The organism is Agrobacterium sp. 22-226-1, assembly GCF_053522345.1.
The window spans coordinates 90,678-109,302 of the sequence record NZ_JBNWCP010000016.1 but is presented as its reverse complement, the minus strand read 5'-3'; the positions used below and the strand labels follow the sequence as shown (position 1 = coordinate 109,302).

Annotated in this window: 16 protein-coding genes; 9 read left to right on the top strand and 7 right to left on the bottom strand. The window is 61.5% G+C overall.

From position 1 onward, the window contains the following. Positions 1 to 287: 287 nt before the first annotated feature. The gene (locus ACQZ5K_RS22520; RefSeq protein WP_448741449.1) at positions 288 to 1,214 is read left to right on the top strand and encodes a patatin-like phospholipase family protein; all 927 of its coding nucleotides are present in this window, start codon (positions 288 to 290) and stop codon (positions 1,212 to 1,214) included. A gap of 78 nt (positions 1,215 to 1,292) precedes the next feature. On the opposite strand, the gene ACQZ5K_RS22515 is transcribed toward ACQZ5K_RS22520, so the two are convergent. Continuing rightward, a complete protein-coding gene (locus ACQZ5K_RS22515; RefSeq protein ID WP_448737369.1) occupies positions 1,293 to 3,122 on the bottom strand; it encodes a monovalent cation:proton antiporter-2 (CPA2) family protein in 1,830 nt (609 codons plus the stop codon). Between the two features lie 116 nt (positions 3,123 to 3,238). On the opposite strand from ACQZ5K_RS22515, the gene ACQZ5K_RS22510 reads away from it, so the two are divergent. The 6 genes from ACQZ5K_RS22510 to lpxK all read left to right on the top strand — a co-directional run bounded on the left by ACQZ5K_RS22510 (position 3,239) and on the right by lpxK (position 9,252). Beyond that, a complete protein-coding gene (locus ACQZ5K_RS22510) occupies positions 3,239 to 4,585 on the top strand; it encodes a TldD/PmbA family protein (protein ID WP_448741448.1) in 1,347 nt (448 codons plus the stop codon). A 93-nt stretch (positions 4,586 to 4,678) separates the two neighbouring features. After that, positions 4,679 to 5,485: a 3'(2'),5'-bisphosphate nucleotidase CysQ gene (locus tag ACQZ5K_RS22505; RefSeq protein WP_448741447.1), complete on the top strand. Its 807-nt coding sequence runs from the start codon at positions 4,679 to 4,681 to the stop codon at positions 5,483 to 5,485. A gap of 61 nt (positions 5,486 to 5,546) precedes the next feature. Further along, complete coding sequence (locus ACQZ5K_RS22500; protein WP_003521023.1) at positions 5,547 to 5,786, top strand: DUF4170 domain-containing protein; 240 nt, start codon at positions 5,547 to 5,549, stop codon at positions 5,784 to 5,786. A gap of 216 nt (positions 5,787 to 6,002) precedes the next feature. Then, entirely contained in the window at positions 6,003 to 7,325 is a 1,323-nt protein-coding gene (gene waaA / locus ACQZ5K_RS22495) for a lipid IV(A) 3-deoxy-D-manno-octulosonic acid transferase (RefSeq protein ID WP_003521024.1), read from the top strand. After that, the gene (locus tag ACQZ5K_RS22490; protein WP_448741446.1) at positions 7,319 to 8,056 is read left to right on the top strand and encodes an HAD family hydrolase; all 738 of its coding nucleotides are present in this window, start codon (positions 7,319 to 7,321) and stop codon (positions 8,054 to 8,056) included. Before waaA ends, ACQZ5K_RS22490 begins: the two co-directional genes overlap by 7 nt. A gap of 149 nt (positions 8,057 to 8,205) precedes the next feature. Next, a complete protein-coding gene (lpxK, locus tag ACQZ5K_RS22485) occupies positions 8,206 to 9,252 on the top strand; it encodes a tetraacyldisaccharide 4'-kinase (RefSeq protein WP_448741445.1) in 1,047 nt (348 codons plus the stop codon). Between the two features lie 193 nt (positions 9,253 to 9,445). Here the strand turns inward: lpxK and ACQZ5K_RS22480 are convergent, their stop codons facing one another. Together ACQZ5K_RS22480 and mutL are read right to left on the bottom strand one after the other, a co-directional pair. Beyond that, the gene (locus ACQZ5K_RS22480; RefSeq protein WP_020809536.1) at positions 9,446 to 9,667 is read right to left on the bottom strand and encodes a DUF2093 domain-containing protein; all 222 of its coding nucleotides are present in this window, start codon (positions 9,665 to 9,667) and stop codon (positions 9,446 to 9,448) included. A 149-nt stretch (positions 9,668 to 9,816) separates the two neighbouring features. Beyond that, positions 9,817 to 11,649, bottom strand: a complete 1,833-nt coding sequence (gene mutL, locus ACQZ5K_RS22475; RefSeq protein WP_448741457.1) for a DNA mismatch repair endonuclease MutL — start codon at positions 11,647 to 11,649, stop codon at positions 9,817 to 9,819. A 409-nt stretch (positions 11,650 to 12,058) separates the two neighbouring features. On the opposite strand from mutL, the gene ACQZ5K_RS22470 reads away from it, so the two are divergent. Further along, the gene (locus ACQZ5K_RS22470) at positions 12,059 to 13,678 is read left to right on the top strand and encodes a response regulator (protein ID WP_448741456.1); all 1,620 of its coding nucleotides are present in this window, start codon (positions 12,059 to 12,061) and stop codon (positions 13,676 to 13,678) included. An 86-nt stretch (positions 13,679 to 13,764) separates the two neighbouring features. Next, positions 13,765 to 15,117, top strand: a complete 1,353-nt coding sequence (locus ACQZ5K_RS22465; RefSeq protein ID WP_003521030.1) for a putative bifunctional diguanylate cyclase/phosphodiesterase — start codon at positions 13,765 to 13,767, stop codon at positions 15,115 to 15,117. Between the two features lie 212 nt (positions 15,118 to 15,329). On the opposite strand, the gene ACQZ5K_RS22460 is transcribed toward ACQZ5K_RS22465, so the two are convergent. From ACQZ5K_RS22460 to ACQZ5K_RS22445, 4 genes are read right to left on the bottom strand one after another with little or no spacing between them, the layout of a single operon-like run. After that, positions 15,330 to 16,217: an SMP-30/gluconolactonase/LRE family protein gene (locus ACQZ5K_RS22460; RefSeq protein ID WP_448741444.1), complete on the bottom strand. Its 888-nt coding sequence runs from the start codon at positions 16,215 to 16,217 to the stop codon at positions 15,330 to 15,332. Between the two features lie 4 nt (positions 16,218 to 16,221). Beyond that, positions 16,222 to 16,851, bottom strand: a complete 630-nt coding sequence (locus tag ACQZ5K_RS22455; protein ID WP_003521032.1) for a 2-dehydro-3-deoxy-6-phosphogalactonate aldolase — start codon at positions 16,849 to 16,851, stop codon at positions 16,222 to 16,224. Positions 16,852 to 16,866: 15 nt separating this feature from the next. Further along, the gene (locus ACQZ5K_RS22450; protein WP_433821950.1) at positions 16,867 to 17,781 is read right to left on the bottom strand and encodes a 2-dehydro-3-deoxygalactonokinase; all 915 of its coding nucleotides are present in this window, start codon (positions 17,779 to 17,781) and stop codon (positions 16,867 to 16,869) included. Then, positions 17,781 to 18,563, bottom strand: a complete 783-nt coding sequence (locus ACQZ5K_RS22445; protein WP_162935924.1) for an SDR family NAD(P)-dependent oxidoreductase — start codon at positions 18,561 to 18,563, stop codon at positions 17,781 to 17,783. Before ACQZ5K_RS22445 ends, ACQZ5K_RS22450 begins: the two co-directional genes overlap by 1 nt. Positions 18,564 to 18,625 lie beyond the last annotated feature (62 nt).

Sequence of the window (18,625 nt, the reverse complement as noted above, 5' to 3'; positions counted from 1 at the left end):
GCATCGCAACTCGATTTGACAGGCGCGCAACACACTTCCTAAGCTTCATACAAATCGCCGCAGCCATCATATGGATGCGGTGAATGTCGATTCAGCCTAAAGCATTTCCAGGAAAAGTGGAGCCCGGTTTTCCGTCCGGAAATGCGACGTAACAAAGAGTTAGAGTGTTTTCGCGATTCGAAGAAAAGCGAGAACGCTCTAACAGCAGCGTTTCCCGTCACGCCACGGTCTTGTCTTGTTTGCGCAATAGGCAGAGTCTTTGCCGTGGAAAGAATTTGGGTATTCGCATGGAGCAGGGTGCAAACGAGAGCATAACGATCGTCCGCGCCGGGGAAGAGGTTCTCGAAGGTGACGGCGCGGGCGGCCATGAGCCGACTTTCGGACTGGCGCTCGGCGGCGGCGGCGCACGCGGCATCTGCCACATCAACGTCATCGAGGCGCTGGACGAACTCGGCATCCGGCCCGTTGCGATTTCCGGTTCGTCCATCGGCTCCATCATCGGCGCGGGCATGGCGGCCGGCATGACCGGCCGGGAAATCCGTGAATACACGCTTGAGCTGATGGGACGAAAAGGCTCGGTTGCCAACCGGCTCTGGAGCCTCGGCCCGGCATCGATGCGCCATGCGGTGGACGGTTTTCGCCTCGGGCAGTTCAACCTCGAACTCATCCTGCACGCCCTGATGCCGCAGGCTCTGCCGAAGGATTTTTCCGAGCTTGCCATTCCGCTCAAAGTGATAGCCACGGATTATTACGCCCAGACCGAAGTGGTGGTGGAACGCGGCGAGATCATCCAGGCGTTGGCCGCATCTGCCGCCATTCCCGCATTGTTCATGCCGGTGCGTATCGATGGCCGCATCATGATCGACGGCGGCATTTTTAATCCGGTGCCCTATGAGCATCTGCTGGACCGCGCCGATATCGTCATCGGCGTCGATGTCGTCGGTGGCCCGGAAGGTGACGGAACCACCATGCCGAACCGGCTGGACAGCCTGTTCGGCGCCAGCCAGCTGATGATGCAGGCGGCGATTGCCCTGAAACTGAGGTTACGTCCGCCACATATTTTCCTGCGCCCGCCGGTGCACCGTTTCGGTGTGCTGGATTTCCTGAAGTCCGAAGAGGTGCTGAACGCATCGGCCGGCATCAAGGACGATCTGAAACGGCAGATCGAGATGCAGGTGGAACTGTTTCACCGCGGGCAGGCTGTGGAGGCTTGACGAATGAGGCGAGTTTTTTTCTCCCCGGCGGGGAGAAGAAACAAGTGGCGCTCTTCCAGTCACTAAGTTGAACTCAATTCATAGCGAAACTTCCGTCTCGCTGTCCTCCGTATCCTCTTCTTCTTCCCACTTTTCCGCCTTGGTCTTCGGCTTCATCAGCGGTTCGGGCTTCACCTCGCGCACCGGTTTGTTGTGCAACATCTGCCGGCCGGCGGCGAGGCCTTCCACGGCCTGCAGCTGAAGCCGCTCTTCGTCACGTTCTCGAATGTCGTCGGCAATCGCCAGCGCCCTTTCGCCATCCATATCCAGCCCTTCCAGAATGCGCCTGCCGAACAGCAGGCCCGATTCCAGCGTCTCGCGGATTTCATATTCCACGCCCTTTTTCCTGAGATCGAGGGAATGCACGCGGTCATAGGAGCGGGCATAGATGCGCACGCTCGGAAATTCGGACTGGATCATGTCGATGATACGGTCGGTCACCTCCTTCTTGTGGGTGCAGACCGCAACGAGATCGGCCCGTTCGATGCCGGCGGCGATCAGCACGTCCTTGCGGGTGCCATCGCCGAAAAAGATACGGAAGCCGAAACGGGCGGCCTGGCGCACACGGTCGGCCGAGCTGTCGATGACGGTCACGTCGCGCCCGCCGGCGAGAAGGATCTGCGAGGCGATCTGGCCGAAGCGGGAAAAACCGATCATCAGCACATCCGCGCCCGCCCCGTCGAAATCCTCCTCCAGTTTGTCCTCTTCCGCATCCTCCGCCGTCAGCCGGCGTGAAATCACCGCCAGAAGCGGCGTCAGCGCCATGGAAAGCGTGACGACGGCAACGAGGATCGAGGCCGTCGCCTGCGGAAACAGCCCGGAGGCGGCAGCGGTGGTGAAGAGCACGAAGCCGAATTCGCCGCCCTGGGCCAGAAGCAGCGCGATGCGGCTCGATGCATAACGCGACGAGCCGGCGATGCGGCAAAGGCCATAGATCAGCGCCGCCTTCACCGCCATCATCGCCGGCACGGCGATCAGGATGAGCAGAATATGCTCATAGACGATATGGATATGCAGCGACATGCCGACCGCCATGAAGAACAGCGCCAGAAACAGGCCGCGAAACGGCTCGATATCGGCTTCCAGCTCATGTCGGTAGGAGGATTCCGACAGCATCAGCCCCGCCAGCAGCGCGCCCATGCCCATCGACAAGCCCACCGCCTCCATGATGGCGGCGGCGCCGATGACGACGAAGAGGGCGGCGGCGATCATCACCTCCCTCGCACCGGTGCGGGCGATGATCTGGAACATTGGCGTCAGCAGATACCGCCCGGCCAGCACCATGCCGGCCACGGCAACGACGGAGGCGATGAGATCGGACACCATGGAATCCGTCGGCACATCCGGCCGGTTGGAAAGAATGGTGACGAGGGCGAGAAGCGGCACGATGGCGAGGTCCTGAAACAGCAGGATCGAGAACGACCGGTTGCCGTGCCGCGTATTCATGTCGCCGTCATCGGCAAGGATTTGCAGCGCAAAGGCGGTGGAGGAAAGCGCAAGGCCGAAACCGGCGACGAGGCTGCCGCGCCAGTCGATCAGCCCTGCCCACCAGGCAATCGCCGCCAGCACGCTGCCCGTCACCAGCACCTGCGCCATCCCGAGCCCTAAAATATCGCGCCGCATCTGCCAGATGCGCGACGGTTTCAGTTCGAGCCCGATGATGAAGAGCAGGAAAACGACGCCGAGTTCCGAGACGTTGAAGATGTCCTTCGCATCCGTGACCAGATGCAGGAACGGCCCGATGATGATGCCCGCCACCAGATAACCGAGCACGGTGCCGAGCCCCAGCTTGCGGAAAACCGAGGCCGCGATGACCGCGCCGGCCAGAAGCAGCAGGGGTTCGGAAAAGAGAGCGTCGTGCTCGGTCATGCGGGCGGACTTTCGAATAGGGTGGCGACAATACCGTCCGAATGGAGAAAGCGGCGTTTCGCCCTTGATGCGGGGTTCCTGGCACAATAAATGGAACAGGAATGAAAGGCCAACTCATGTCCTCAGAAATAGATTCTTCCAAACTTCTCGATCGCGCCAGCCAGCTTGTCGATCTTGCCCGCGCCGCCGGTGCGGATGAGGCGGATGCCGTTGTCGTCCGCTCCCGCTCGCAATCGGTCGGCGTGCGGCTCGGCAAGGTGGAAAGCACCGAATCCTCCGAAAGCGACGATTTTTCCCTGCGCGTCTTCGTTGGCCGCCGGGTGGCGAGCGTTTCGGCCAATCCGGGCTTCGACCTGAAGACCTTGGCGGAACGGGCCGTGGCCATGGCGAAGGTTTCGCCGGAAGACCCCTTTGCCTGCCTTGCGGACAAGGAACGGCTGGCCACTTCCTATGACGATCTTCAGCTTTTCGATGCGACGGAAGTGTCGGCCGATCAGCTGCGTCAGGCAGCCCTTGCTTCGGAAGAGGCAGCACTTGCCGTCAAGGGCGTCAGCAATTCCTCCGGCGCCGGCGCATCGAGCGGCATGGGCGGCCTCGTGCTTGCCACATCCCACGGTTTTTCCGGCAGCTATATGGGCAGCCGCTTCAGCCGTTCCGTCAGCGTCATCGCCGGCGAAGGCACGAAGATGGAACGGGACTACGATTTCGACAGCCGTCTTTATTATGCCGATCTCGATGCCGCCGAAGAAATCGGCCGCCGCGCCGGTGAAAAAGTCGTGCGCCGTGTCGGCCCGCGTCAGGTTGATACCGGCAGCAACATCACCGTGGTTTTCGATCCGCGCATCGCCCGCGGCTTTGTCGGTGCGATTGCCGGCGCCATCAACGGCGCGTCGGTTGCCCGCAAGACCAGCTTCCTGCGCGATAAAATGGGCCAGCAGGTTCTGAAAAAGGGCCTTTATCTCACCGACGATCCGCAGATCGTGCGCGGCCCGTCCTCGCGTCCCTTCGATGGCGAGGGCGTGCGCGGCGAGAAGATGACGATGATTGAGGACGGTGTTCTCAAGCACTGGTTCCTGTCCACCTCGGCGGCGCGGGAGCTTGGCCTTGAAACCAACGGTCGCGGCGTGCGCGGCGGCACGGCGGTTTCGCCGGCCTCCACCAATCTGGCGCTGGAGCCGGGCGACATCTCGCCGGAGGATCTGCTGCGACAGGTCGGAACCGGCTTTTACGTCACCGAGCTGATCGGCCACGGCGCCAATATGATTACGGGTGAATATAGCTGCGGGGCGAGCGGTTTCTGGATCGAGAACGGTGAAAAGACCTTCGCGGTTTCCGAGGTCACCATCGCGTCGAACCTGAAGGACATGTTCATGCGGGTCACGCCGGCTAACGATATCGACCGCAAATACGGCGTCGCGGCCCCGACGCTCGCCATTGAAGGCATGACGATCGCGGGCAAGTGAGACGGCCTGCGGGTTGTTTTCGCCGGCACTTTGTGTGCAAGTGCGAAAAGAAAAACGGGCGCGCCGTGTGAGGCGCGCGGAAAAGACGGCAAAATGAACGATATGGCTGAGGCCCGCTGGGCCTCCGATCTGAGGCTGGTCCTCGAAGCCGCCCGCAAGGCGGGCGAGACGGCCCTCGGTTTCTTCCGCAAGGATCCCGAGGTCTGGTGGAAGAATGGCGGGCTTTCGCCGGTCAGCGCGGCCGACTACGCCGCCAATGAAATTCTCGAAACCATCCTGCGCTCCGCCCGGCCGGATTATGGTTGGCTCTCTGAAGAGACGGATGACGATACGGACAGGCTTTCCCGCTCCACCGTCTTCGTTGTCGACCCCATCGATGGCACCCGCGCCTTCATCGGCGGCCGGGATACCTGGTGCGTCAGCGTCGCGGTGGTGCACGAGGGGCGGCCGGTGGTCGCGGCCCTTGTCGCCCCGGCGCTTGCCGAGGAATTCACCGCATTTGAAGGCGGCGAAGCGCTGAAAAACGGGGCGCCCGTTTTTGCCGCGCGCGAAAACGCCGGCATCTTCCATCTGGCGGCGCCCGAAGACGTGATCGCGCATCTGCCGGAAGAGGTGCGGGGCACCGTCAAGCGCATTCCGCACGTGCCCTCGCTCGCCTACCGGCTGGCCATGGTGGCGGATGGCCGCATCGACGGAACGCTGGTCAAGGCCAACTCGCACGAGTGGGATCTCGCCGCCGCCGACCTCATTCTGGAGAAGGCCGGCGGCCGGCTGGTCGGGCTCGATGGAAAACCTCTGATGTATAATCGCCAGCAGGTGAACCACCCCGCATTGTGCGCCGCAGCAGATTATGCGCTGCCTGCACTTTTGAAAGCGTTTTCACATCTGTCTGACAGTTGACGTTTGCCGGGAAATCCCGCAGATGAATGCCTCTCTCAGAGTTTAAGAAAGAGACAAAGACATGACGGAATCTGGCAAACAGAAACAGCTGCTGCACCTCGTATTCGGCGGCGAACTGGAAAACCTTCAGGATGTTCAGTTCCGGGATTTGAAGGCGCTCGATATCGTCGGTATCTATCCGGACTATGCTTCCGCGCTCACCGCATGGAAGTCCAAGGCGCAAATGACTGTCGATAACGCCCATATGCGTTATTTTATCGTGCATATGCACCGTCTTCTCAATCCGGACGACAAAATTTGAGTCCTTTTGCCCTTGCGTTGTAATACTATTGGGTGAAAGCGAGTTTTCCCGTGATTCCTGCGCGAGCGGCGCAGGCCGGGAATACCGGGGCGAGAAAATGTGATCGCGCTTTCGTTTCCGATGACAAAAAATGACGCAATTTGAGAAGAAGTAGGCGGCGATAACAACCAAAAACAGGGGAAGGGCATTGCGCGGAATGATCAAGGGCAGAATGTCATGAGCAGCCGTATCGCACGTTTCGCTCTTTCCGGTTACCGCATTGCCGGTATCGCCGCTTACCCGTTCGCGAAGCCCTATCTTTCCTACCGGGCGGCGAAGGGCAAGGAAGACAAGCGCCGCCGGCTCGAACGCTTCGGTTATGCGAGCGCCGAGCGCCCGCGTGGGCCGCTGGTCTGGTTCCATGCCGCAAGCGTGGGCGAAACTCTGGCGCTTATTCCGCTGATCCGCGAAATCCGCAAGCGCGATATCTTCGTGCTTTTGACCACCGGCACCGTCACGTCGGCCGAACTGACCCGCACGCGGCTCGGCGACGATGTGATCCACCAATATGTGCCGCTCGATATCAAGATCGCGGTCAACCGTTTCCTGACCTACTGGGCGCCGGATGCCGCCATCACCGCTGAATCGGAAATCTGGCCGGTGACGATGATGGAGCTGGAGCGCCGGCACATTCCGCAAATCCGGGTCAATGCGCGCCTCTCCGACCGTTCCTTCGACCGCTGGAAAGCCCGGCATGACATTGCTGAATCGCTGTTTTCCAAGCTGGCGCTGGTGGTTGCGCAGTCCGATCTCGATGCCGAACGTTTCCGCGATCTCGGCTCCTGGCCGGTGGTGATTTCAGGCAACCTCAAGGGCGACACCGACCCGCCGCCCTGCGACGAGGCGCTTCTGGAGAGCTATCGCAAGCAGGTCGGCAATCGCAAGACATGGGCCGCCATCTCCACTTTCGACGGCGAGGAGAAGGCTGCCGCCACCGTGCATGCGGCGATCAAGTCGCGCAATGGGCAACTGACCATCATCGTGCCGCGCCACCCCGAGCGTGGCGACGATGTCGAGGCGATGCTGAAGGGCATGAATCTTTCGGTCGCCCGCCGCAGCCGCAATGACGTGATCACCCCGGAAACCGATATTTTCCTCGGCGATTCCATCGGTGAAATGGGGCTTTACCTGCGGCTGACCGAGCTTGCCTTCGTCGGCCGCTCTTTGACTGCCGAGGGCGGGCAGAACCCGCTGGAGCCGGCGATGCTCGGCTGCGCCGTCCTTTCTGGCGCACATGTGCAGAATTTCCGCGAGGCCTATCAGAAACTGATCCGCGCCGGCGGCGGTCGTATCATCCGCGATGTGGAAATGCTGGCCAAGGCGGTGCATTATCTGCTGGTCAACGACAATGAGCGTTACAAGATGATCGATGCGGGCAACCGGGTCATTCAGGATATGCGCGGTGCGCTGTCCTCCACCGTCAAGGCGCTGGAACCCTATATCAATCCGCTCACCGTTTCCGCCAAGCTGCAACCGCGGAGCGCCATCGGTTCATGGTAGCGGATATCGAACTCAAAGCGGCGCAATCGATCGCCGCAGTCCTTTTCGACAAGGACGGCACGCTTCTGGGCTATGACGCCAGCTGGGGTCCGGTGAACCGCGAGCTTGCGGCGATTGCCGCCAAGGGCGATCCCGTTCTTGCCGACCGGCTTCTTTCCGCCTGCGGCATGGACCCCGTTACCGGTCATGTGGTGCCGGACAGCCTTCTGGCCGCCGGCAATACGGCGGAAATCGCCGCCGGTCTGGTTGCCGCCGGCTCGCCCTGCGATGTCGGGGAACTGACGGCGCGCCTCGACCGGTTGTTCACCGAGGCGGCGGATAAATCCGTACCAGTCACCGATCTCAAGGCGTTTTTCGCAAGGTTGAAGGCGCGCGGCTACAAGCTCGGCATCGCCTCCAGCGACAATGAAAACTCCATCCGCCAGACGGCCATCCGCTTCGGTTTCGAAAAGGACGTCGATTTTGTCGCGGGATATGACAGCGGTTACGGCACCAAGCCGCAGCCCGGCATGGTTCTCGGTTTCTGCGAGGCGATAGGCTTCCCGCCGGAGCGTGTGGCGGTGGTCGGCGACAATAATCACGATCTGCACATGGCGAAGAATGCCGGTGCCGGTCTGCGTATCGCCGTTTTGACCGGAACAGGCTCACGCGAAAGCCTTGGCGCCGATGCCGATTTTTGTTTCGACGACATCACGGCGCTTGAAGCGCTTTTGCCGGAACGGGCTCTCTGAACCCGGTGGAATTTCCGCCGGGCCGGGTGCGGCTCCATCAAACCCGTTTATTCCATTTTTGCAATTTACGGTTTTTTCTGGCAAACAACCTCCTGACATGTGACGGGCGAACGGAATGCCGTGGGCGACGCGGCCGGGAGCGGGAATAGATGGTTTCTGAAGCGCCGCCGTTCTGGTGGCAGAAAGCGGGATGGCAGGCGTGGCTCTTGTCTCCTTTCTCGCTTCTTTACGGCAAGATCGCCGGCCGGCGGATGCGAACCGCGAAGAGGGCAAGCGTTGCCGTTCCGGTCATCTGCATCGGCAACTTCACCGTGGGTGGCGCCGGCAAGACACCGACGGCGATGGCAATTGCGAGAGCCGCCGTCGCAAAGGGCCTGAAACCCGGATTTCTCAGCCGCGGTTACGGCGGCACGCTCGATGTCACCACCCTTGTCGATCCCGGACAGCACCGCTCGGCCGATGTCGGCGATGAGCCGCTGCTCCTGGCGCGAGAGGCGGTCACGGTCATTTCCCGCAAGCGCGTGGAAGGCGCACACCGGCTGGTGAAGGAAGGCGTCGATCTCATCATCATGGATGACGGTTTCCAGAGCGCACGCCTGACGCTGGATTATGCGCTTGTCGTCATCGATACGATGCGTGGCATCGGCAACGGCCATCTCGTGCCGGGCGGTCCGGTGAGGGCGCCGCTTGCCGAACAGATGCGGCATATGACCGGGCTCCTGAAGGTGGGCAAAGGCCATGCGGCCGATGCCCTGGTCCGGCAGGCGGCAAAGGCTGCCAAACCCGTCTTCGTTGCGGCGATCACGCCACAGGAGCCGCAGGATTTCAGGGGAAGGCGCGTGCTGGCCTATGCGGGCATCGCCGACCCGGCCAAGTTTTATCGAACCGTCGAGGCGCTCGGCGGCGACATCGTACTGCAGCGCTCTTTCCCGGATCATCATCATTTCAGCGATGACGAGATTGCCGATCTTCTACAGGACGCCGGCAAAGAGAACCTGCAACTGGTGACGACGGCCAAGGACGCCGTGCGGCTTAACGGACACCACGGCCGGGCGGAAGAATTGCTGTGGAACAGCCTGGTGATCGAAATCGACATGGTGTTCGACGACCCCAACGCGGCCGCGACGATCATCGATACGGCGGTGAGGAACTGCCGTGCGCGCCTGCTACGGGACAATGCGCGGACGTCGGTTTAGAGTACCGAAGAAGATAAACCGCCGTATACCCACTTCTCCTCATTCCTGTGCTTGTCACAGGAATCCAGTCGACGCGCGTCTGCGTGGCGGAAAGAGTCCTATCAGCCCAAGGACTTGGGCTGGCTGGATCCCTGTGACAAGCACAGGGATGAGGGAAGGCAAACGCGCCATACGCAACGCGCCGCTTCCCAACTCACGCCGGCAAATTTCCAGCCTTCTTTTCGGCTTCCAGCGAAGCCGCCGCATCCACATAGGCCTCCTGCCGCGCCACGCTCCAGTAGCGCAGCTCATCGAGAGGAATGCTTTTGCCGGTGATGGCGCAGATGACGTGCGAGCCGGTCTGGACGATGCGGAAGTCACCGTCGAGATATTCGATGACGGCGAGGCGGTTGCCGCCTCCTTCAAATCTGTTCATCCGTTTTCGTCTCCTGCTCTGTCCCGTCAGGGCACCCAGTCCGAAACGGCGCAGCGTTTTCCTGAACAATTGGGTGCTCCAGTATCTCAAATTTATATAGCCCGGCGCGGCGCAAGGCCAGCCCCACCGTTCGTGCGTATATGAAAGCGTCAGCTACGGCCGAAGAGCCGTTCTATATCGGAAAGTTTCAGTTCGATATAGGTCGGACGGCCGTGATTGCACTGGCCGGAACCCGGCGTGTTTTCCATCTGCCGTAGAAGCGCGTTCATCTCCTCCGGCCGCATGCGCCGGCCGGAACGCACGGAGCCATGGCAGGCCATGGTGGCTGCGACATATTCCAGCTTGTTGGCAAGCGTGGAGGCGGCGTCCCATTCGGCGATCTCGTCGGCAAGCTGGCGCACCAGCCCCTGCACATTGACTTCGCCCAGCATGGCGGGCGTTTCGCGGACGGCGACGGCGCCCGGCCCGAAACGCTCGATGACGAGCCCCAGCGCATCGAAACCGGCTGCGTGGTCCATCAGCCGGTCGCAATCTTCCTCGGGCAGATCGATGATCTCGGGGATGAGCAGCACCTGCGAAGGCGGCCGCCTGGAATGCAGCGCATTGCGCATCTGTTCGAACACCAGCCGCTCATGCGCGGCATGCTGGTCGACGATGACGAGGCCGTTTTCCGTCTGCGCGATGATGTAGTTTTCGTGCAGCTGCGCCCGCGCGGCTCCGAGAGGATAAAGGACAGGCTCCGGCGAGGGGCTTGCGGCGGTCTCATAAGTGTCCCGAGGCTCGGCCCGCGCCGTCGGCATGGTGATATCGGAAAAGCGTGACTGCACGGCCTCCGCAAATTGCATGTCCCCTGAAACCGCAAGCGGCCGGGAGGGCGAGGTGGCGGCGGACCACGGCGCGGGGGCTGCCATGGAAGGCGAGGGCCGGAGGCCGGACGGGCTGTAGCCGGGGCGGAAGGCGTTCATCATCTGGCTCGCACCCGTCGTTGCGGCCCTGTCGCCGTCGCGCGTCAGCGCCTGCCGGATCGCGCCGACGATCAGCCCGCGAATGAGGCCGGGATCGCGAAAACGCACATCGGATTTCGCCGGGTGCACGTTCACGTCCACAAAGGCAGGATCGAGTGTGATGGACAGCACCGCGACCGGATATCGCCCATGCGGCACGGTTTCGGCATAGGCGCCGCGAATGGCGGATAAAAGCAGCTTGTCCTGCACCGGGCGGCCATTGACGAAGACATATTGATGCGCCGAGTTGCCGCGATTGAAGGTCGGCACACCGGCAAAACCGGAGAGCGTCACATCCTCGCGCCCGGCATCGATTTCGATGGCGTTGTCCTTGAACTCGGCACCGAGGATTTGCGCCATGCGGGCAAGATGGTCGTCGCCGGTCGAAGGGATTTCGAGCGTCGAGCGGTCGGTGCCGGAGAGCACGAAACGGATATGCGGAAAGGCGATCGCCATCCGTTTGACGACTTCGGTGATGGCGGCGGCCTCGGCGCGTTCCGTTTTCAGGAATTTCAGCCGCGCCGGCGTGGCGAAGAACAGGTCGCGCACTTCGACGATGGTGCCGGCATTCGAGGCGGCGGGCCGTACATCGGACACCTTACCGCCGGTAACGGAAATCACCGAACCCTGTTCCGCACCCTGTTGCCGGCTGGTAATCGTCAGCTTGGCGACGGAGCCAATGGAGGGCAGCGCCTCGCCGCGAAACCCGAGCGTGCGGATATCGTCCAGCGTATCGGAAATCTTCGAGGTGCAGTGACGCCTGACCGCAAGCTCCAGATCGGCAGGCGACATGCCGGAGCCGTTGTCGGTAATCCGCACCAGCCCCTTGCCGCCGCCCGCCGTGGCGATCTCGATCCGGGTCGCGCCCGCATCGATGGCGTTTTCCACCAGTTCCTTCGTGGCGCTGGAGGGTCTTTCGATGACCTCGCCGGCGGCGATCTGGTTGATGAGGGTTTCTGGAAGCTGCTTGATGGCCATGATCGTCATTTTCGCGGATTCGCCGTGGCTTCGAAAGCAAAAAACTCGAACTGCGGAAATTTGCACATGTTTTGCGGCCTGTCTGGCATTCGATCATTTCCGTCAACATGGCGTTAAGCGTTAATCCGCCTTTAATCGGCCTTGATTATGGTGGGGCGGCTTGAAATGACCGCAGGAACGGGGCCGCCTTCGCCGGGCGGTGTGTGACGTCGAATATGGGTGAGCGTCATCTTCCCCTCAAGACTGCTTCAAGTTGCAAACCCTGATGTCTCTTTTTCGGAATTTTTCGTTTCATCCCGGCATCTGCCCTGGACGATTCCACTAGAAACATAAGCCTGACCCCTGAAAAACAGGCGGGAGTTTGCAGTTGAGTGATTTGGCGTCCTCTGGCGCGGGCGTTCATACGGTGATGCTTGATGCCCTTTGCGACGCGCTTGGCGCGGCGATCGTCGTTTACGACCGGAACGATCACATTATTTTCGCAAGCCGGAAACTCTTGAGCTTTTTTCCGCTGGAAGAGGCCGTCATCGGCCCGGGCGCGCGGCTGCGCGACTATCTGAGCGCGCTTTACGATTGTTATCTGCTCGAGGCGGAAAGTCTCTCCGCCAATGCCCGCCCGCTCGGCCGGGAGGAATGGATCGGCGAGCGGCTGGCGCTGCACTGGAAGGAAAGATCGGAAAAAACCGAGCGGCTGAAGGGAGAACGCTTCCTGCGCTTCGTCATGAACCGCCTGCCATCCGGCCTCGGCATCAGCGTGGTTGCCGATATTTCCGAACAGAAGAAACGCGAAGAGCAATGGCGCATCGACCTCGAGCGCGTGCAGCTCATCGAGGATATTCTCGACAATCTGCCGTTTCCCGTCTTCGTCAAGGACCGGAACATGGCCTATGCCGCCGTCAACAAATCCGCCTGCGCTTTGGTCGAAACCAGCCCCGAGAGCATTCTCGGCCGCACCGTTTTCGATCTCCACTCGCGCAAGGTCGCCGGACGGATCGATATTGCCGATCGTATGGTGCTGGATAGCGGCACGCCGAGCGTCATCCCCGAAAGGGTGCGGCGGCTGAACGGCGAAGAGGTGCTGACCATCACCCGCAAGCAGCGTGTGGGCAGGCCCGGCCGATATTTCCTGGTAACGACGATGGAGGACGTAACCGCTCTCGCCACCATCGATGCCAACGGCACGCCCGTCATCCCCTCGCTCGAACATGTCCCTTTCGTCGCCTCCACCTATGGCAAGGACGAAGAAACGGACAATCGCGGTGGGGTTTTAAAGAGCAAGGCGGTGCTGATCGTCTCTGAAAACGGACGCTTTGCGCAAGCCGCCAGTCGCCGGCTGACGGCGGGCGGCATGGACCATGCGGCGGTGACGAGCGAGGACGAGCAGCGCGCCTTCATCGATGTCGCGACCTCCGCCGGCGTGAGCATCGATGTGGTCGTTGTCGACGCCCAGATGAGCGTCGCCTGCCTCGATATTGCCGCCGCGCATGATCTGCCCGTCGTCACCATCGAGGAAGAGGAGATAGACGCTTCGCTGCTGCATTATCTTGCGGCCGGGCTGCAATCGTCCCCGAAGGAGAAAGCCGCCGACGAGGACTGGGAGATCATGACGGAGGACCTGCCTGAAATCCTCAAGACCGGCGGCGTCTGCGAGATACTTCTCGTCGAGGATAACAGGGTCAACCAGATCGTCTTTTCGCAGATACTCGAGGGCCTCGGGCTTTCCTGGCGGCTCGCCACCTCGGGCGAGGAAGCGCTGCGTCTCTTTGCCGAACAGCCGCCTTCCGCCGTCCTGCTCGACACGACGCTGGGCGATATCGACGGCTTCGAAGTCGCGCGCCGCATGCGCGGCCTTTGCGGCGAAAAGCACATTCCCATCGTCGGCGTCATCACCCACGCTTTTGAGGGCGATCTCGATAAATGCCGCGCGTCGGGCATGGACGACATGCTGCTGAAACCCGTCAGCCCGGATATGGTCGAGGCGGTTTTCCTGCGGCTTTTCGGTAAGGATGTCCTGCGGCTGCAGGCCTGACATTGCCTTTGTCGGGAGGCTATGGCTTTTTTAATACTTGCCCTGCATTGTGAGCGCGGTCGACACAGGATTCACGAGATGCAGGAATGAAACGGGCAGAGCCGCAAACGTTGCAGGTCAGCCAGAACGAGCTGCAGGCGATGGCCTACAGCGACCCGCTGACGGGGCTCGGCAACCGCTACCGTCTGCGGGACAAGATTCGCATGCTTGCCAGCGAGCGCTCCAGCGATCCGGCGCCCTTTACGGTCGGCATCGCCAATATAGACGGCTTCAAACCCATCAATGATCTGTTCGGTGTGCAGGCGGGCGATGAAATCCTCTGCCAGGTCGCGCACCGGCTGAAGGCCTGCATTCCCGATGGCGCGGTCGTGACGCGCCATGACGGCGACGAATTCGCCTTCGTGCTGCCGCTGGTGTTCGAGCGCACCGGTGCCGAGCGCATCGGCAACATGATCAAGGACGTGCTTTCGGCCCCTTACGATCTCGGCGACCGTAACGTTCGCCTGTCTTCTTCCTTCGGTTTCGCCATCTATCCCTTCGCCGGCGATGAATTCGAGGATTTGCTGAAAAGCGCCGAGACGGCGCTCTATCGCTCCAAGAGACGTGGCCGCGGCCAGATCACCGTCTATTCGCGCGAAATCGCGCAGGAAATGAAGCGCGCCACGCAACTGGAACAGGCGCTCAGAAATGCCATCATCACCGATGCCATCGATGTGCATTTCCAGCCCATCGTCAGGCTGGAAGAGGCGAAGGTCATCGGTTTCGAGGCGTTGGCCCGCTGGAACGATCCGGACCTCGGTTTCGTATCGCCCGCTGTTTTCGTGCCGCTTGCGGAAGAGCGCGGTTTCATCGATGCGCTGTCGGAAGCTTTGCTCCGAAAGGCGGCAGAGGCGGCCCTGTTCTGGCCGCGTGAACTCTTCCTGTCCTTCAACCTCTCTTCCGCGCAATTGATGGACCCCAGCACGGCGGACAATATTCTCTCCATCCTCTCGCGTGTCGGTCTCGACCCGCACCGGCTGGAGCTTGAAATCACCGAAACGGCTGTCATGACTTCCGCCGATACCGCCCAGCGCATTATCAGCGAATTGCAGAGCGCCGGCGTTCGCATTTCGCTGGATGATTTCGGCACCGGCCAGTCGAGCCTCGGCCGCCTGCGCGATTTCACCTTCGACAAGGTGAAGATCGATCGCGCCTTCGTTTCTCGTATCAGCAGCGACCGCCCCTCGGAACATATCATCAAGGCCATCGTCGCCATGTGCGAAGGGCTCGATCTCGAGGTCGTGGCCGAAGGGATCGAAGAACGGGCGGAAGAGGAAAAGCTGCGCGCACTCGGCTGCGCCATGGGGCAGGGCTATTTCTACGGCCGCCCCGCCGATGCCGCCGCGACCCAGCGGTATCTGCACGAGAATTACCGCGAGATATTGTCGGATATTTCCTGAAAACCGGGTGACTATAGGGCGGGGTCGAGCTCACCAGCCCTCATTCCTGTGCTTGTCACAGGAATCCAGCCGACGCGCGTCTGCGCGGCGAAACGACTCCTTCCAGCCCAAGGACTTGGGCTGACTGGATTCCTGTGACACGCACAGGAATGAGGGATTCTGGAACGCCATTACATTGAGCGTTCCAGGCGCTGTTTTTCCGAACCCGCGCCTTAGAGCCTATAAAGCGGCTCGAACCGGCCCTTCACCTCAATCCCCAGCTCGAACGTCAACCCATGCTGCGGATTGGCGGCAATGGCGTCGTCATCGAGATGTTCGCGCGCCGAGGTGACGAGAAGGCGCGATGCGTCGGGGCCGATGAAGGCCGGGCAGGTCGTCTGTGCGCCGGGCACCTCATATCGGGCGATGTGATTGCCGTCCGTATCGTAACGATCCACAGCACCCACGCCCCAGCGGGCGTTCCAGATATGCCCTTCGGCATCGCAGACCGATCCGTCGATGCCGCCTTTGATACCGGTGGAATCGATGAAGACTTCAGCCTTGCCTGCGGGAAGGCCGGTCTCGGCATCGAGCGGCACCCGCATCAGCTTGTTCACCTTGGTATCGACGTAATATCCCGTCGCGCCATCGGGCGAGAAGCAGATTGAATTCGGAATGCTGATCTCGGCAAACAGCTTCGTCACGGTGCCCTTCGCGACATGATAGATGCTGCCCGCGCCGGTCTCCGCCTTACGGCCCATGGTGCCGATCCACAACGCGCCGGAGGGGTGCATGCGACCGTCATTGGAGCGGTTGCCGGGCAAATCCTTTTCCAGTTCCGCATGCAGCGTCAGCACGCCGGTTGCCGTGTCGCGCAGGAAAAGCCCGTCATCGGAGGCGATCAGCTGCTTGCTGTCGCTGACCTTGGCGAGCGCACTACCCATGAAGGGCAAAGCGTGCACGGTCTTGCGGCCGGAGGCGAGATGCAGCTCATGCAGTTCCCGCTCGAGAATATTGAACCACCAGGCGGTGCCGGTCGCAGGATCGAAGGTCGAGCCTTCGCCGAGCAGCATCGGCGTCTCGTCCAGAACACGTCCGGCAAAGGGAAAAACAGTCGCCAAGCTCTTATCCTCCGATGGCTGCATCATAGGCTGAAAGTGTGACAGTGGCGCGTTCGCGCACCTCCGCCGCCGTCATGCCCGGCTTATAAAGGCTTGTGCCAAGCCCGAAAGCCACGATACCGGCCGAGGTATATTCAGCAAAATTCTTGTCCGAGACGCCGCCGACGGCGGCGATGACCAAATCCTTCGGCAGGATCGTCCGGATCGCATTGATGCCGGCGGGGCCGATGATGCTGGCGGGAAAGAACTTCAGCCCGGTCGCGCCGGCCTTCGCGGCCACCAGCGCCTCGGTGGGGGTGAGAACGCCCGGCATCGTCACCATGCCCTTGACGCGCGCGGCAACGATCACATCGGCATCGGCATTGGGGCTCACCATCAGCTTGCCGCCGGCCGCATCCAGCGAGGCCACGTCTTCCACGCTGAGCACGGTGCCAGCGCCGATCAGGCAATCGGCGGGCGCCATCTTTGCGGCGATCTCGATGGAACGGAACGGATCGGGCGAATTGAGCGGAATTTCAATGGCCCGGAAGCCGGTTTCGATCAGCGCGCCGACGACGCCTTCGGTCTCCTCGGGTTTCAGACCGCGCAGGATGGCGATCAGCGGATATTTGATGGAAGGGAAGGGAATACGCATGGTCGATCTTTCTTCTTATGGCCAGATGGCATTTGCAGCGGCCAGCAATCCGCGCCGCACGGCCTCGTCTGCATCGATGACCGTATAGTGGATATCAAGGGCGGTGAAGGCGCCTTCGTAAAGCGCACCGAGCGCACCGGAACCGATCAGCACCACCGGCGTCTCGCGTCGTGCGGTGGAATGCGCGCCGGCGATTTCCAGCCCGATCATGATGCCGGAGAGCTTGGCCTTGGCATCGGTGGCGGTGAGGCCATGCAGCAACTGGCCGGAGCGAAGGGTGAAAAAGCGATTGGTCGCAAGCTGCGGATTGGCATAGATGTCTCGCACCGCCGCCGTGAAAGCCTCATGCTCGCCGGTAAAGGCTTCGGCCTCGGCCACCGCATGGGAAAGGATCGTCTGTTTCGAGACGACTTCGAAGAGTTCGCCGGTCATGAACGTGGCGAAACCCGTCACGCCGCCATCCTTGACGGTCACCCATTTGGAATGGGTGCCGGGCATGCAGACGAGCTTTTCACCGGCGTCCGAGGAGGCGAGAGCGCCAAGCAATTGGGTTTCCTCGCCGCGCATGACGTCGGGCGCGTTTTCATCCCGTTGCGCTAGCCCCGGCAAAATGCGCACATCCCGCGCCTGGCCCGGCACGCGAACCGCACCGTCGAGAACCGCCGAAAGCGATGTCGGCACGTCGATATAACCCGCCTCGACCCAGCCCTGCCGCGCGCCTGCCATGCCGCAGACGAGAACCGGCAAACCTTCCGGCGCGCCGATGGCGTCGAGATGCGATTGCAGCACATCGGCAAAACCGGTCCGCATGGCAGTAGTCATGCCTTCCGTGCTTCTGCGCTCCGCCAGCACCGCGCCCGATCGGCTCATGAGCCAGAGCCGGAAACTGGTCGTACCCCAGTCGACGGCGATGAAAGCGGGTTCGGACATTATAGGAGGCCTCCGTCTACGATTATGGATTGCGCCGTGATGGCGCCCGATGCCGATGATGCGAGAAACAGGCACGGGCCCGCCAGATCGGCAGCGACGAGCGTGCGTTTCAGACATTGCCGCGCGGTGGTGGCGGCAATGCCCTCATCCGTCAGCCATAGTTCCTTCTGCCGCTCCGTCACGATCATGCCGGGCAGCAGCGTGTTGACGCGGATATTTTCCGGCCCCAGCCGGCCGGCGAGGCTTTTCGTCAGCCCGATGATGCCGGCCTTGGCCGCCGCATAGGAGGGCAGCTCGCCCATGTTGAGCAGAAACGAGATGGACGAGAAATTGACGATGGAGGCGTCCTTCGCCTGCCGCAGATAGGGCAGGGCTGCCTGAACCGTGAAAAACATCTGCTTGAGATTGACCGCCTGATTGGCGTCCCAATAGGCTTCCGTCACCGTGTCTATGTCGTGGCGGTCGTCCCAGGCGGCGTTGTTGACCAGCACCTTGATGCCACCGGTGGCGGAGGCCGCGGCCTCCACCGTCTTGCCGATCGCCGCAATATCGCGAAGGTCGGTCTTGAAGAAGTGGACCGGATGCGGCGCCGTCGTTGCAAGCCGCTTGACGAGCGCCAGGCTCGGCTCTTCGGCGATATCGATGAACGAAACCTTCGCGCCCTGCATCGCAAAGGCTTCCACCAGCGATGCCCCGATGCCGGAACCGCCGCCGGTGACGAGCACGCCCGCATCCTTGAGGTCCGGAAATTGGGCTTGCGTCATCGGCGTCATCTCGTCCATGAAAGGCTTGATTGTTCCATTATTTGGAACTAGATTTTACTAAATGGAATTATTCTCTTGGC

What these genes read in the sequence shown, in the direction of transcription:
- ACQZ5K_RS22520 (WP_448741449.1), top strand. Translation starts at nt 288, where the DNA reads ATGGAGCAGGGTGCAAACGAGAGCATAACGATCGTCCGCGCCGGGGAA.
- ACQZ5K_RS22470 (WP_448741456.1), top strand. Translation starts at nt 12,059, where the DNA reads ATGCTTGATGCCCTTTGCGACGCGCTTGGCGCGGCGATCGTCGTTTAC.
- ACQZ5K_RS22480 (WP_020809536.1), bottom strand. Translation starts at nt 9,667, where the DNA reads ATGAACAGATTTGAAGGAGGCGGCAACCGCCTCGCCGTCATCGAATAT.
- ACQZ5K_RS22450 (WP_433821950.1), bottom strand. Translation starts at nt 17,781, where the DNA reads ATGTCCGAACCCGCTTTCATCGCCGTCGACTGGGGTACGACCAGTTTC.
- ACQZ5K_RS22505 (WP_448741447.1), top strand. Translation starts at nt 4,679, where the DNA reads ATGAACGATATGGCTGAGGCCCGCTGGGCCTCCGATCTGAGGCTGGTC.
- waaA (WP_003521024.1), top strand. Translation starts at nt 6,003, where the DNA reads ATGAGCAGCCGTATCGCACGTTTCGCTCTTTCCGGTTACCGCATTGCC.
- lpxK (WP_448741445.1), top strand. Translation starts at nt 8,206, where the DNA reads ATGGTTTCTGAAGCGCCGCCGTTCTGGTGGCAGAAAGCGGGATGGCAG.
- ACQZ5K_RS22510 (WP_448741448.1), top strand. Translation starts at nt 3,239, where the DNA reads ATGTCCTCAGAAATAGATTCTTCCAAACTTCTCGATCGCGCCAGCCAG.
- ACQZ5K_RS22445 (WP_162935924.1), bottom strand. Translation starts at nt 18,563, where the DNA reads ATGGACGAGATGACGCCGATGACGCAAGCCCAATTTCCGGACCTCAAG.
- ACQZ5K_RS22515 (WP_448737369.1), bottom strand. Translation starts at nt 3,122, where the DNA reads ATGACCGAGCACGACGCTCTCTTTTCCGAACCCCTGCTGCTTCTGGCC.
- mutL (WP_448741457.1), bottom strand. Translation starts at nt 11,649, where the DNA reads ATGGCCATCAAGCAGCTTCCAGAAACCCTCATCAACCAGATCGCCGCC.
- ACQZ5K_RS22465 (WP_003521030.1), top strand. Translation starts at nt 13,765, where the DNA reads ATGAAACGGGCAGAGCCGCAAACGTTGCAGGTCAGCCAGAACGAGCTG.
- ACQZ5K_RS22455 (WP_003521032.1), bottom strand. Translation starts at nt 16,851, where the DNA reads ATGCGTATTCCCTTCCCTTCCATCAAATATCCGCTGATCGCCATCCTG.
- ACQZ5K_RS22500 (WP_003521023.1), top strand. Translation starts at nt 5,547, where the DNA reads ATGACGGAATCTGGCAAACAGAAACAGCTGCTGCACCTCGTATTCGGC.
- ACQZ5K_RS22490 (WP_448741446.1), top strand. Translation starts at nt 7,319, where the DNA reads ATGGTAGCGGATATCGAACTCAAAGCGGCGCAATCGATCGCCGCAGTC.